Source organism: Ferrimonas senticii DSM 18821 (genome assembly GCF_000422665.1).
Taxonomy (GTDB): Bacteria; Pseudomonadota; Gammaproteobacteria; order Enterobacterales; family Shewanellaceae; genus Ferrimonas; species Ferrimonas senticii.
The window spans coordinates 249,377-263,076 of the sequence record NZ_AUGM01000001.1 but is presented as its reverse complement, the minus strand read 5'-3'; the positions used below and the strand labels follow the sequence as shown (position 1 = coordinate 263,076).

The following is a 13,700-nucleotide window of genomic DNA, read 5'->3' as shown; positions in this document are numbered from 1 at the left end:
GCAAGGATGCCAGCGCATGGGTTTTTATTTCGATAAGTTTGAACAACGTAAGCCACCAACACCACTGCCCTACAACCCCAAATTAGAGCTGCTTTGGCAATTTCTGATCACCGTTAATCTGGTGATCGGCGCATGGTACATCAGTTGGCGCTGGACCTCGTCACTCAATCCTGACGCCCTATGGTTTGCGATCCCGTTGGTGATTGCCGAAACCTGCGCTTACGTGGGTTTGGTGTTGTTCTCGATCAACCTGTGGAAGGTCAAAGATGTTCCCAAGCAGAGTCCACCAGCCACCATCAATGCCTGTTTGCGCCAGCCACTGGCAGAAGATCGGCCAATTCGAGTTGATATTTTCTTCCCCTCTTACGATGAGGAGGTGGAACTGGTACGACTTAGCATCGTCGATGCCCTAAAAATTACCTACCCGCATCAAATCGATAGCAAGATCCACATTCTCGACGACGGCAATCGGCCGGCGATGAAAGCCTTGGCTGCAGAGCTTGGAGTCAACTACATCACCCGCGACGGTAATATCGGCTTTAAAGCTGGCAACTTGCGCAATGCGATGGAGCAAACCGACGGCGATTTTATCGTGATCTGCGATGCTGATACCCGACCATTAGCAACCATCTTGCGTCACACCCTTGGCTATTTCCGCGATCCTGATGTCGCTTGGGTGCAAACCCCGCAATGGTTTTTTGACCTGCCAGAAGGCGAACCACTGAGCCACTGGTGCCACCGTAAGCTGGGCCGAGGCATCGCCAGCGTTGCCCGGACTATCGAGAAATTTTACGGTCCAATCATCATCGGCCAAGACCCATTCGTAAACGATCCACAGATGTTTTACGACGTAATTCAGCGTCGTCGTAACTGGGCCAACGCGTCCTTTTGCTGCGGTGCAGGCTCGATCCATCGCCGTGAAGCAGTAATGGAAGCCGCACTGAAGACCTATGCCGAAAACGTTGATAAGCAGCGCAAGCAACAGGACAAAGCGATCCAGAAACTGACTGGCGAACAGCAACTTGATGGCACCGTGACGGAGTTAATGGATCAACAAACGGTGCTCGACACCGAATTCACCCCCTATAAATTCCACGTTTCCGAAGATATCTATACCTCAATCGTGCTGCACGCCGATCCCGACGGCAACTGGAAGTCGGTATTGCACCCGCAAGTCGAATCGAAAATGCTGTCGCCGCAAGACCTGCAAACTTGGATGGTGCAGCGCTTTAAGTACGCCGGCGGCACTATCGACATCGCAGCTCACGATAATCCGGTGTTCCGCAAAGGGATGAGCCGTCCACAACAGGTAATGTACGCCGCCACCGTCTGGAGCTACTTTGGCGCCCTATGGAACATCGTCTTTCTATTGGCACCAATCATCTATCTGTTCACTGGTATCGCCCCGGTAGCCGCTTATTCGCAGGAGTTCTACCTGCACTTGTTGCCATTTATCATCACCAATGAACTGGCAACCATGGTAGCCACCTGGGGCATTGCGGGCTTTAAGGGCAAGTCCAATTATCTGGCCTTTTTCCCAGTCAACCTGCGGGCGATCTGGACCGTAATTAAAGGCGAGCAAATTAAGTTCCCATCGACCCCAAAAGACCGCCAAGAGGGTAACTTCTTCCATCTGGTGCTGCCGCAGTTCTGTGTCATGGTGGTCACCGCCATTGCGCTGCTGTGGGGCTGGTGCAATTACCATCTCAACTGGTACGGCGATCTCAATCTTTCTGGGCTGATTATTAACACCTTCTGGTGCCTAAATAACATCATTGCCATGGCAGGGATGGTGTTCTGTGCTTTTTGGCAACCACCCGCCGAACCACACCCGGCAACCGCACCGGTCAACGCCGCCACCACGTCCAGCTAAGGAGCTGCCACGATGTCGTTATCCAAAAACCTCATCAACGCCCGCCACCACCTAGTGTTTTTGCTGGGGCTTAGCGTTGCCTTTGGCATTGTCTTTTCTATCGAACAACGGCAATTTACCCACGATCTGGCGGCGGATCTGCGCTATAGCGAGCAGATCCCAGCGCCGAAGCCACGGCCGTTAACCGCCCAAGAGCGGCGCTGGGCCGAAGTCGCATGGCAGTATTTTGCCAACAACACCCAAGCCAGTGGCTTGGTCAATTCGGTCGATGGCTACCCATCAACCACACTATGGGACACCGCCTCTTATCTGATGGGATTAATTGCCGCCCGACGACTCGATTTGATCAACGCCAGTGAGTTTGAACAGCGTCTATCCAGCGCCCTAGATGCATTAGCGCAGTTGCCACTATATGACCAACAATTACCCAACAAGGCCTACGACACGCGCTCGTTAGCAATGGTGAATTACGACAACAGCGTTAATGAACGCGGCATAGGTTGGTCGGCCATCGATATCGGTCGACTGTTGGTGCCATTTAATATTTTGGTGTGGGACTACCCCAGCTACACCGATCAACTTAACCGTGTGCTGGCGCGTTGGGATCTGGCACCACTACTGCAACGGGGCTTGATGTATGGCGCCACCATCGCCAACGAACAAACCCAATATGTGCAAGAGGGTCGAATCGGTTACGAAGAGTACGCCGCCAAATCCTTAAGTCTGATGGGCCAAGACGTTTCCCAAGCACTGCGTTACACCGACTTTCTGGTATTTGAACAGATCGATGGCGTCGAAGTGCCGACCGATAGCCGCGATCCAAGCCGATATAAAGCCCATAACTATGTGGTCAGTGAAAGCTACATTCTTGATGGCTTGGAATTTGGCTGGGATCGGATCTCTCATGAATTTGCGTGGCGCGTCTACCAAGCCCAGTACGCCCGCTATCAACGCACCGGATTGCTGACGGCGGTCAGTGAGGACAACATCGACCGTCCGCCCTACTTTGTTTACAACACGGTATTTTCCGATGGCAAACATTGGAACGCGGTTGGTGACGATGGCAGCGACGCCGCCCAATATAAAACCCTATCGACCAAAGCATCGTTTGGCTGGTATGCCCTCTATCGCGATCAGTACAGCCAGCAGTTGCTAACCGAAGCCAGCAAACTGTTTGACCCAGATAAAGGCTGGTACTCCGGCAAGTATGAAAACTTTGATGAGATTAACCAAGCACTTACCGCCAATACCAACGGCATCATTCTCGAATCGCTGCTGTATATCCAACAAGGGCAACTGCTCAACATCGGCAGAATTGGCCCCGTGCAGCTTGCACAAAAAGAGGAGTAATCGATGCGATACGTTGTTGCCGCCAGCACGTTTATGCTCGCCCTTTCCGGTTGTCAAAGCCTAACGCCAATAGCCTCACCAGAGCGGCCGATTGAAGAGGGGGATGGCCTTGGGGTCAAGCGCGCTGAACCATCACCTCCGGATATTGGGGTACCGCAGCCGCGCCAAGGTCAACTTAGCGAACGGGAGATGGCAATGGCGCGCACCGCTTGGAAATACTTTGAAAATAACTACCAGCCAAGCACCGGTTTGGTTAATGCGGTAGACGGTTACCCATCTACTACCTTGTGGGACACCGCCTCCTATTTAGGGGCATTGGTTACCGCTAGGGAGCTTGCGATCATCGACAAGCTAACTTTCGATGAGAGGATGGTGCGATTTATCAAGACCCTAAACACCATGGATCTTTATCGCGGTGAGGTACCAAACAAGGCCTACAACACCCAGAATGCCGCCAAAGTAAACTACGCCAACCAACCCGGCGAGATTGGCTATTCGGCACTCGATATTGGCCGTTTCCTAACCTGGCTATGGATCATTAAAGAGCGTTACCCCGAACACGCGCCGGGCATAGACGCTGGCATTTTACGCTGGAACTTCTGCAACGTCGTAGATGAGTACGGCACCATGTTTGGTGCCTTGGCCGGCCCAGGCGAACCGACCCAATATCTGCAAGAGGGGCGCTTGGGCTACGAAGAGTACGCTGCCAAAGGCTTCCAACTTTGGGGCTTTCACACTGAACGAGCATCAAAACCCGACCCTTACGATGTGATCAATATGTACGGCTATGACATCCCTTACGACAGCCGCGATCCACGCAAGTTGGTGGCCCACAGTTACGTGGTGACCGAAAGTTACGTTTTAGATGGCATTGAGTTTGGCTGGGATCACCCTTGGGACAGCAGTACCAGCGAGACCGATTTCAGCCATCGCTGGGTCGCGGATTTTGCCCAGCGGATCTATGCGGTTCAAGAAGCTCGCTATATGCAAACTGGGATCATCACCGCCCGCACTGAGCACCAACTCGACCAAGCCCCGTACTTTGTTTACGACACCATCTATACCGATGGTTATGCTTGGAACACCATCTCAGAGAAAGGCGAGTATCTGCCGCAATACGCGGCGGTGGCCATTAAAGGGGCCATCGGCATGTGGGTGTTGTGGGATACCCCTTATACCGATCTGGTGTTTGAACACGTCGCCGATCTTTATAACCCCGACAAAGGATTTTACGAAGGGATCTACGAAAACGGCACCGGCCTAATCAACACCTATACTTCTAATAATAATGGGATTTTAATGGCCGCCCTACTCTACAAGCAGCAAGGGCAGCTGGTGGTTGAACATCCTTGGCATCCACCAAGTCGCTGGGAAGCGGTAATTAATGACGAATTTAGCCCGCATCTACGGCAGTGCTTGCCGTCTTCGCATAATTGCAGCAGTTGTCGTTAGCGCACTTATCGTTAGCGGCTGTGGGGTCATCAGTAAAAACACCAGTGACGGTTGGCAACGTTTTCGCAACTCATCGTTGTTCTGGTTTGGCCGTCATGGCGATCTGACTGAAACCGAATACGGCTGGGCGCAAACCGCATGGCAATACTCGGTTAACAATACCGATCCCAATACTGGATTGGTCGCGGGCATTGATCGCTACCCGACCGCCAGCATGGCCAATATCGCTGAAGCCTTGGCCAGCCTGCATGTCGCCTATCAGCTTGAAATGGTCGATGACCTTAACTTCGATGGCCGCTTGTCCGCCCTGCTGCACTTTCTTAACAGCATGGATCTGTTTGACAATAAAGTGCCCAATCGCAACTACCATACCCAAACCGGCAAGATGGTCACCCTAACCGGAGAACCCGGGCAAATTGGCTGGTCTGGGCTGGATATCGGTCGACTGCTGATCTGGCTTAACCTGTATAAACGATTTTACCCCGCCTATGGCGAGTACATCGATAAAGCGATCCTACGCTGGGACTTTTGCACGTTATTGGCCACAGACGGCACCATTCAAAGCGGCCGATTAAGCAACGGTCAGCTGACCGTCCGCCAAGATGGTCGTCTTGGTTTTGAAGAATACGCGGCTTATGGCTACGCCTTATGGGGATTTAACAGTAGCAAAGCGCAGCTACTACTGCCTTATCAAGTATTTAATCTGTACGACATTCCGTTTTTAGTTGATGGCCACGATCCCCGCGTCGATGGCGTTCCCAACCCCTTGGTGCCGACCTCCTTTTGGTTAGCGGGGATTGAGTTTAATTGGGATCTGGCCAACGATAATGACGATGATCACCATCACCACAGCGCCCCAGATCTCGCCCAACAAGCGGCACAGTTATACGCGCTGCAACAGGCACGATTCGAGCAAGACGCGCTACATACCGCGCGAGCCGAGCACATTCTTAGCAGCGCGCCGTGGTTTTTATACGATGCAGTCTGGGGCCATGGCAGCGCCTTCCCATCGATCGCCGATGACGGCAGTTTTCATGATCAACTGGCGTTAGTCTCCACCAAAGCGACCTTTTTAATGTGGGCATTGTGGGATACCCCCTATACCGACGAGCTAATGGTATTAGTCGAGCCTTTACACGACCCACAACGCGGCTGGTTTGAAGGCCGCTACGAACGCAGTGCCGGTTATGAAAAAGCGATCTCGTTGGCAACCAACGCTGCGGTGCTAAAAAGCCTGCTGTACAAGGTTCAGGGTAAGTTGATGCACCAACCCTATCCCAGCGCTCGGCTAGAGGTGGTGCGCAATAACGAATTTGAACATCCCGGCCGCTGCCAACCCCAGTGATAGCACAGCTACCACAAGCGTAAATCAGTGACCGTCAGTTCAATCGGCTCGGCACTGCTGTTTATCAGCACCAAATTGATTTCGCCAACCGCTTGCTCACTCCAGATAACCCCTTGTTCGCCTTGATAGCGGCGCCAGCCCTCAGCCAACTGTTGACTATCAAACTGCACCCGATAGTCACCCTCTTCGCCAATGGCATACGCCAACAAACGAGCACTGCGCATCGCGCCGTTGCTGTCGATTAACGCAATCTCAAGCTGGTCATCCAACGGCCGATCACTGCCAAGGGTAAAACTGGCGTGGCGAAAGCGCTGCAGCGGCGTCAACCACAGCTGTTGCCACTGCATTAACGATTTAGCGGCTGGCGCAAAGCGCGGATGGGAGATCCGCCCTATCGGCAATTGGAAGGAAGCGGTCTGCTGTTGCTGCTGCCACTGTAGTGATGCCGAAAAATTGCCGCCAACACCGCTGTAGTTGTCCCAAAATAGCGTGGCGCTATCGCCTGCCCCCTGCTGTTGCCACAAGACCTCATCCCCTTTGCTCACCCTCATCTGCCACCGCTGCCACCGATCAAAGTGAAACTGAAACTCGGCGCTACTGCGACCAGTCTGTATTTGAAATTCGGTTAATTGAGCGGGTTGCGCGTCCATCGAAGGCAGCAGCATTGGTGCCTCGGCAAGCTGCTGCCAGCGCTCAAACGCCAACTTGGGCTGATAGTTAGCATCGAGCAGGCCAAAGCTGGTCTCAGCATCTGCGAACCAGCCGATTTGCGCCGGTTCATCGACCGCGGAAAACCAGTTGATGGCGAACAGCCCGTACCCCCGCAGTTGTGGCAAGTAGGCTTGCAGCTTATCCAACTCCAGTCGCTGTCGGCGCTGCCAATTGGGTGCCGATGCGATAGCGGCATACGCCAACATCCATGGCTTGGCAAATCGTTGTTGCAGTTGTTGCCCTAACCTCAGGCTACGGATCCAAGGCGACCAATCGGGGTCGCTATGTGCCGATTCGGTGTAGTTGGCGATCATCAGCATCGAGCCAATAAAATCGCTTTGTTCAATGGTCATCAGTGACGTTTCGTATGAGCTTTGCTGACCAGTACCGTCCCAATCCCCCAACACCAAACCGACCTTCACGTTTGGCAGTTGCTGTTTTATCAGGGCCACCACCTGCGACATCCGTCGATCCCAATCTGGCCAGCTTTCAATGCCGTTTTTATTAAACTCCGGCTCCAGCAACAGGTAGGCTTGTGGCAAGGTGCGCAGCAATGGGATCAATCGCTGTTGGATCATCTCCAGATACGGTTGCCAATGCTCGGTGACAAACTCAGGGCTTATCTCATCACCGAAATACCACAGTGAAATCATCGGCGTATAACCCGCCTTGGTGGCCATGGTGAGCAGATCCGACTGTAACCAACGCCAGTCCGAGTGACGGGTGATCCACAGGGTTAAGCTTTGTCCGGCGAATTCAGTCAATGGCGGCTGTCGCCACAACGGCCGATGGTTGTGTCCCGATCCAGCCGGACGGTCGATGTTCAGCCGTGAACCGCTGCCCCAAAGCAGTGGCGTCAGCGGCTTTGCTGGTTGCTGCAACAACAGTTTGCTTGCGTCTAAGCGCAGTTGCCAACTGCGGCTAAGCAGATCGTCATTGGCAAACCAACCACCATCCAGCGCCTGCTGCATCGATTCCGCTTGTTTTTTTGCCTGCGATAATCGCCCAAGTCGATGCAAGCAGTAGATGGCGCCAAGGTGGGCGGCATAGAGATCATCACCTCGTTCAAACTCGGTTATCAGCTTTCGATATAACGTCAGCGCCGGTTTTGGGCGATTCTCCATCTCTAACAACGCGTGCGCCTGCAACAACCGCGCTTTGGCTATCAGCATCGGATCGGCATCACTGGCCAGAAACTGCCGCAATCGCTGTTGTAGTTCGGCTAAGTCGTCCGCATCGCGCAGGCGCCACAATTGGTAGTAATCAGCAAACCCCTGCCGCGCACCAAAGCGGCGCAAACTGTTAAATAGCGAGCGTGCCTTTAAACGGTGAACGTTGCTTTGTGGCAGTTGCAAGTAGTTGCGCAGCAGCTGCTGTCCGGCGCGATAATTGCCCAGGTCCAGCTGCACCAGCGCCGCCAAATAGAGCCAATCACCGCTTAAGGAATCGCGGGTCAGCACCTGTTGTTGCTGTGCCGGTGACAACTGTTGGGTGAATGCCGCCTGCATCAGTGGCGCCAGCTCTTGCGCTCGGCCTACGCTGGAGTGCGCCACAGCAACGGCAACCAGCGCCTTTAGCATAACCACCGCAACCTTAAACCAATTGGTTTTCATCGTCGGTTACCACCGTTTCAAACCAATCGAGGTTTTGCTTTATCACCTGTAAGCGCAGCTCAAGCTCAGTGTCTTGTTGCTGGCTATGCAGTTGCTCTAACGCTAGTAGATTCTCTTTAAGCCCCATCACCATAACTTGAATACGGGCACTGCAATCATTAATCGACTCCGCCAGTTCATGCATATCGTCGCCTTGACGCAACACCACCTCAGCTGCCAAATCGCCAGCAGCCAGACGTTCCAACGCGCGGCGAATAGCGTATATCGGCCCCGCCATACGACTAGTCAACCAGATCACCCCTGTTAGGGTGATCACCGTTTGACACAGCACCAAGGCCACCAACCAACCCGCCATCGCGCCATGCAATGACGGCAAACTGTTAGACACCAGCACTAACTCATCCGGCAACAGTTGCAGTGATAACGATTGCGCCAAGGTTGCCAGTAAGCGGTCGTAAAACAGATAAAACAGCGCGGTCGTTGCAGCCATCCCGACCACAGCAATAGCGCAAATACGCCAAACCAACCGCAGCGAAGAACCCTGCCGCAGTGAATCAAACCAATGAACTCTCCGTCGTTGCATGGCGTCCTCTCCTAGCTGATTAACATTGATGACCGACTGGCCCAGCAGCGAGCGCCAACAAGCCCCTATACTTGCGATGACGAGGTAATGGAGTACCAATCATGAAGTTGTTGGGCAAAGGCATCGCCCTGTTGTTTGCTGTCGGCCTAGTCGCTGGCTGCCAAAGCAACCACTCACTGTTCTCATCACTTGGCGGTAACGATGATTGCTGTTGCTGTAAAGCGGTAACCATTGGCACCACTGAACGCGACAGCTTATGGGCGCAAATGCAGCGTAATCGCGCCCAATCATTGGCTGCCCAGCCACAAGGCCGCGAATGCACCGCCAGGCGCTGTGAAGCTGGTGCCTGTCGCACTCGGCTATAGTCATTAGTTTCACTGCTTTGCTGCATCGCTAACTGCCGCCCCAGCGCGGCAGGTAGCGCTGCTGCGGATCAACCTGCTGCGGCGATAGCGCCTGTTGCTGCTGTGGCCCGTGGTATTCCAGCAGCTGCAGCTCTTCCACCAACCACTGCATCAACAACCAGCGCTGCCGCTGCTGACGGTTCAAGTGCTGACCGGCGCCGCTATTGAGCCATTGCCGCTGTTGTTGATATTGCCTACTAAGCGCGATTTGCCGTTGCGGCCAGCTTTGCTGCTGCGCCGCCATCAACAATTGTGCCTGTTGCCACGGCAGCTCTGGTTCAAGACTTAAACGACTGGCTATGATCAATGCCAAACTGCGATCGCCATCTTCAGTCAATAAGGCATATTGCTGCCACGGCGCGCTGGCATCTTGCTGGCTCAACCATAACTGCTGTGACTGCGCTGCGGTTTCCAGCGGTAGCCCCCACAGTAATGCGGCCATCAGGGTACCTAGCATTATTGCTGCGCCTGCTGCTGGCTAACGCCATCGGGATTGGCTAACAACGCGCCAAGGCCAATCGCTGCGGCGTTGTAGTCAATGGCGAACTCATTGACCGAATAATCTTTGGCGTCATCGACATAACTGCGCATCCCCAACGCTTTAGGGGCAAATCCCGCTTGCGCGTCTTGATTGGGGCCGCCAACCAACATCCCTGGCGGTACAAATCCGACGGCTCTGCCCCAAATGTGGTGCAAATTTTCAACCGCGTGTTCGCCGACACCGGTAACGTAGCTAAGGCCAAACGGGTTGATACCAAACAGATAGTTCCACTGACTCCAGGCCAAATTGAGGTACTCGGCATCGCCGCTTAGGCGATAGCAGTAGCCAAATAGAATCCCCTCCTCCGCCACCATTTTGTTAGAGCCCCAAATAAAGCGCTGATTAGCGACTTGGAACTCGCCGCGATAGGCATTTTGCCGCAGTCGCTGACAGTGACTGTTAAAGCGCAGTTGCAGCGGCTCAGTAAGTTCCCCTGCATGACCACTGATCAACAGATGCCACATTCCCAGCACCGACGGATCTTTCCACTCAAAAATGCTCACTACCGGCGGCAAATGCGTCTGCAGATAGCGGTAGTATTGACTGTCGTCGGTTGCCAGATAGAGCTCTACCGCGGCCCAGAAGCGATCGTCCTCATCGTGTTGCAGCGAACTCTGGGTATCCCATTGGTTATACATATAAGGGCCCGAGCCGCCATCATCGCCAGCCTGCCAGTCGATAAACTGCTGTGGCTGCAAAGCCAGCCATTGCCAACCTAATTGCGCTTGGCGCAGATAACGTTGTGACCGCTGTGGATCGTCATCCATCAACATCCGCGCCGCCTGTGCCAGCGCCGCCACCGCCTTGGCGCTGTCTGGGGTGGAAACCCCATAGACTAAACGCACTTGCCGATCTTGATGAGGCGGCACCAACGGCGGCCATTTTTCTGCGCCAATTTTGCGGTAAAAAGCGCCATCGGCACGCTGCATCCGTGCCAGCCAATCAAGGCCGATCAACGCCTCTTGCCGCAAGCGCTGTTGCAGCGTTGGCTGTTGACTGTCGACAGCAGCATCCAGCATCCGCGCCGCCGTAATCGCCGTGGTTGCCACATACTTGCCGTAATCGCCAGCGTCATACCAACCGCCACTGCCATCAAATCGATCGCCGGCTTGATTGATCTCATCATCACGGGCGATCACCCCATCATTTAGGTGGGCCGGCGGTCGCTGTACCCCAGAAACCACATCACGGATGGCAACCCCTGCGTGCTGATAGCGAAACGCCGCCAACAGCGTTGCGACGGTGTTATCCAGCACCGCGTCACTAACCTCAAACACCGCGGATTGCTGACTATCGCTGTGCAGTTGATACCAGCCCGCTGGCAACTGTTCTGGCAGATACAGCGCTTGATTGGCAGCGGTTACTTGATAACGCTTAATCACCTTGGCGCTGACCACATCAAGCAACTGCAATTCGCCCACCTGCGAGGGGTAAAATGCCTTCGTGCCATGACTTTGATAACCCGCTTGATTGACCCGAACCTGATACGCGCCGGCAACATCGGCAACCGGTTCAGCGGCCAACGCGCTGGCGGTTAACCACATCATTAGCACACTGCTGTACTGCCTTGCTTGGGGCTTAGTCATCGCTTACCTCAAATTCAAATTGTGCCTGACCTAGTAGCTTGCGGGCGCCATCAAACACTTTGGCCTGCAGCTGATAACGGCCAATCGCTAAGGCGCTCGGCACATAATCTGCCAGCTGCAAGACACTGTCGGGTTCAATCGCTACCGCTTCGCTGCGGCTATCGAGAAGCTCGCCATCAAAGCGAAGTTGCAACTGCAGCTGCGCCTTGGCAAAACCACGGGGGTAGTCATTAATCAGATACACCGGCAAACGGATCGGCTGATGGCGACTAAAACGCTGTTGATGGTGATAAATGCTCGGCAGGAGCGGTTGGTAGGCGGTTTGTAGCGCGTGGTAGCCACGCTTGGGGTTACGGTTAAAATCCAATACCCCCCAATTTGCCGATGGCCAATGCTCGACCAACATAAATTGGAAAATGGCACCGACCGGCTGATATTTCTGACGCCGATAACTCTCCGCAGCGTAACGGATAAGCTTTGCCTGATAGCGCTGGGTATTTTCAATCAGCTCTGGCACCGTTGCAGCGCGCTCGACTCCAGCGATATCAAAAGTCTCTTGTGGCTGAAAGTTGTGAAACTGCCACTGGCTGAAATCCTCAGGCAGCGCTAAATCATCAGCGATATCCACTACCGCCGCCCACACCGGAAGATCCGGCAGAGCCTGAGCGCCAAATTCGGTGATCAGCGCCTGCTCACTGGGCTTGCCGTAGTCTTGCCAACTGCCGCTATACCAACCAAGCCAGGGATGTTCTTTGGTTAGCGAGGCAACGAACGCCGGGCGACTGCGATCGACCGAAGTTAATGTGGCGTACAGGCCGAGATCCAATTGCCGATTTTGCTCTGGATGGTAATCGGGATACTTCCAACGCATCCAGTCGGCATCCCACGGCGGTTCGTTATGTGCCGCCCACGCCACAATCGCCGGATGATGGCCAAACTGATACAGCATCTGTTTCAGTTGCCGCTGCGCCTCGGCGTGAAATTCGGCACTGTCGATGTAACCCCACTGCAACGGAAAGTCTTGCCACACCATCATCCCAAGTTCGTTGGCAATTTGATAAAAGCGCTGCGGTAGCAGCATGGCGTGAACTCGAACGATATTGATATTGGCGGCAGCCATCAGCGCCAGATCGCGGCGGATCAGTGTCTCATCGACCTCGCTCATATACAGCGATGGGATATAGTTGGTGCCGCGCAAAAACAACCGCTGTTGATTGAGATACCACTGTCCTAACTGGCCGTCGTAATCCATCTGCCGAAAGCCGACGGTAAGCGCTTTACTTAAGTGGTAGTCACCGTCGATTTTAGCCTCGATCCGCAGCCGGTATTGATTGGGCTGACCATATTCCCGTGGCCACCACAATCGCCACGACTGCCATGGCAACAACAAGCTTTGGGTCGCACCGGCGTTAGCGGCAAACTCAAACTGTCGTTGCTGTTCAAAGCCAACGCCATTAAAGGTTAAGCGCCAGCCTTCGACGGAGCGGTTATTGTCGATACGAAACTGCAGTTGCCCCTGCGCCTGCTTGTCCTCAACCTCGGTGCGCCAGCGCAGTTCAGTTAGCGGCACCACAGGCTTGGCAATCAAGGCCACCTTGCCCCAAATGCCACCGCTATTGCGCTCTTGCCCCCGCACACTCCAAGCGCCACCAGGGCGGGTGTCATGATGACTTAGCACGCCCTTAATTAAACGCTTGTGCAGTGACCAACTGGCATCCGTTTGCGCCTCAAGAGGACTGTCCACCAACACCGCTAGAGTGTTGGTGCCAACAATAAGATGATCGGTTACCTCAAAGGAGAATGCGGCAAAGTAACCTTGGTGAGCCCCTAAGTACTGACCGTTTAGCCACACCTTAGCCTGATAGTCGATCCCCTCAAACGCCAGTTGCAGCGCTTGCTGCGGCTGTTCAGCTAGCTGAAACTGCTTACGAAACCAATGCTTGCCGTGGGTATCAAAACCATCACGATACCAGTTGCCCGGCACCGTGATCAGTGGCCAATGGCTATCATCAAATTCGGCGGTTAGCGGTGATAGATCCTCGCCGTCACTAACGGCCGCATCGAAGCGCCACTGACCGTTCAGCGACGGTAATGTCGAAAGCAAGGATGTTGCAGGAGTATTTTGACAGCCGCTCAGCAGTAACATCAGCGCCGCAGCCCAAAGCAGTGGTTTCATGCCATCCGTAGCAATAGGAACCTTGCTAAAACTGTAGGCCAACAAAACAAAAAGGGAGCTCAATGA

At 54.0% G+C, this 13,700-nt stretch carries 10 protein-coding genes; 5 read left to right on the top strand and 5 right to left on the bottom strand.

Features of this window, described 5'->3' with window-relative positions; translation table 11 throughout:
* Positions 1-16 precede the first annotated feature (16 nt).
* From G506_RS18405 to G506_RS0101220, 4 genes are read left to right on the top strand one after another with little or no spacing between them, the layout of a single operon-like run.
* Complete coding sequence (locus G506_RS18405; protein WP_051201800.1) at positions 17-1,873, top strand: glycosyltransferase family 2 protein; 1,857 nt, start codon at positions 17-19, stop codon at positions 1,871-1,873.
* Between the two features lie 12 nt (positions 1,874-1,885).
* Complete coding sequence (locus G506_RS0101230; RefSeq protein ID WP_028115285.1) at positions 1,886-3,223, top strand: DUF3131 domain-containing protein; 1,338 nt, start codon at positions 1,886-1,888, stop codon at positions 3,221-3,223.
* A gap of 3 nt (positions 3,224-3,226) precedes the next feature.
* Complete coding sequence (locus G506_RS0101225) at positions 3,227-4,675, top strand: DUF3131 domain-containing protein (protein ID WP_028115284.1); 1,449 nt, start codon at positions 3,227-3,229, stop codon at positions 4,673-4,675.
* Positions 4,608-6,020, top strand: coding sequence for a DUF3131 domain-containing protein (locus tag G506_RS0101220; RefSeq protein ID WP_084631061.1), 1,413 nt, complete (start codon positions 4,608-4,610; stop codon positions 6,018-6,020). The genes G506_RS0101225 and G506_RS0101220 overlap by 68 nt, the downstream gene beginning before the upstream one ends.
* Before the next feature lie 8 nt (positions 6,021-6,028).
* Here G506_RS0101220 and G506_RS0101215 read toward each other — a convergent pair whose 3' ends face one another.
* Both G506_RS0101215 and G506_RS0101210 read right to left on the bottom strand, forming a co-directional pair.
* Positions 6,029-8,344 carry a tetratricopeptide repeat protein gene (locus G506_RS0101215; RefSeq protein ID WP_028115282.1) on the bottom strand — a complete coding sequence of 772 codons (2,316 nt, stop codon included), beginning with the start codon at positions 8,342-8,344 and terminating at the stop codon, positions 6,029-6,031.
* Positions 8,325-8,927: a HAMP domain-containing protein gene (locus G506_RS0101210; protein ID WP_084631059.1), complete on the bottom strand. Its 603-nt coding sequence runs from the start codon at positions 8,925-8,927 to the stop codon at positions 8,325-8,327. Before G506_RS0101210 ends, G506_RS0101215 begins: the two co-directional genes overlap by 20 nt.
* A gap of 101 nt (positions 8,928-9,028) precedes the next feature.
* Between G506_RS0101210 and G506_RS0101205 the strand changes: the two genes are divergently transcribed.
* Positions 9,029-9,292: a hypothetical protein gene (locus G506_RS0101205; RefSeq protein ID WP_028115280.1), complete on the top strand. Its 264-nt coding sequence runs from the start codon at positions 9,029-9,031 to the stop codon at positions 9,290-9,292.
* A gap of 28 nt (positions 9,293-9,320) precedes the next feature.
* Here G506_RS0101205 and G506_RS0101200 read toward each other — a convergent pair whose 3' ends face one another.
* Genes G506_RS0101200 through G506_RS0101190 form a run of 3 tightly spaced genes read right to left on the bottom strand, consistent with a single transcriptional unit; the run spans position 9,321 to position 13,634 of the window.
* A complete protein-coding gene (locus G506_RS0101200) occupies positions 9,321-9,788 on the bottom strand; it encodes a hypothetical protein (protein WP_028115279.1) in 468 nt (155 codons plus the stop codon).
* Positions 9,788-11,458 (bottom strand): glycoside hydrolase family 9 protein, encoded by a 1,671-nt coding sequence (locus tag G506_RS18400; RefSeq protein ID WP_084631057.1) that lies wholly within the window; start codon positions 11,456-11,458, stop codon positions 9,788-9,790. Before G506_RS18400 ends, G506_RS0101200 begins: the two co-directional genes overlap by 1 nt.
* A complete protein-coding gene (locus tag G506_RS0101190) occupies positions 11,451-13,634 on the bottom strand; it encodes a glycoside hydrolase family 2 protein (protein WP_035386875.1) in 2,184 nt (727 codons plus the stop codon). Before G506_RS0101190 ends, G506_RS18400 begins: the two co-directional genes overlap by 8 nt.
* Between the last annotated feature and the right edge of the window lie 66 nt (positions 13,635-13,700).

Coding starts and splice junctions, on each gene's coding strand:
- G506_RS18405 (WP_051201800.1), top strand. CDS start 17: ATGGGTTTTTATTTCGATAAGTTTGAACAACGTAAGCCACCAACACCA.
- G506_RS0101230 (WP_028115285.1), top strand. CDS start 1,886: ATGTCGTTATCCAAAAACCTCATCAACGCCCGCCACCACCTAGTGTTT.
- G506_RS0101225 (WP_028115284.1), top strand. CDS start 3,227: ATGCGATACGTTGTTGCCGCCAGCACGTTTATGCTCGCCCTTTCCGGT.
- G506_RS0101220 (WP_084631061.1), top strand. CDS start 4,608: ATGACGAATTTAGCCCGCATCTACGGCAGTGCTTGCCGTCTTCGCATA.
- G506_RS0101215 (WP_028115282.1), bottom strand. CDS start 8,344: ATGAAAACCAATTGGTTTAAGGTTGCGGTGGTTATGCTAAAGGCGCTG.
- G506_RS0101210 (WP_084631059.1), bottom strand. CDS start 8,927: ATGCAACGACGGAGAGTTCATTGGTTTGATTCACTGCGGCAGGGTTCT.
- G506_RS0101205 (WP_028115280.1), top strand. CDS start 9,029: ATGAAGTTGTTGGGCAAAGGCATCGCCCTGTTGTTTGCTGTCGGCCTA.
- G506_RS0101200 (WP_028115279.1), bottom strand. CDS start 9,788: ATGCTAGGTACCCTGATGGCCGCATTACTGTGGGGGCTACCGCTGGAA.
- G506_RS18400 (WP_084631057.1), bottom strand. CDS start 11,458: ATGACTAAGCCCCAAGCAAGGCAGTACAGCAGTGTGCTAATGATGTGG.
- G506_RS0101190 (WP_035386875.1), bottom strand. CDS start 13,634: ATGAAACCACTGCTTTGGGCTGCGGCGCTGATGTTACTGCTGAGCGGC.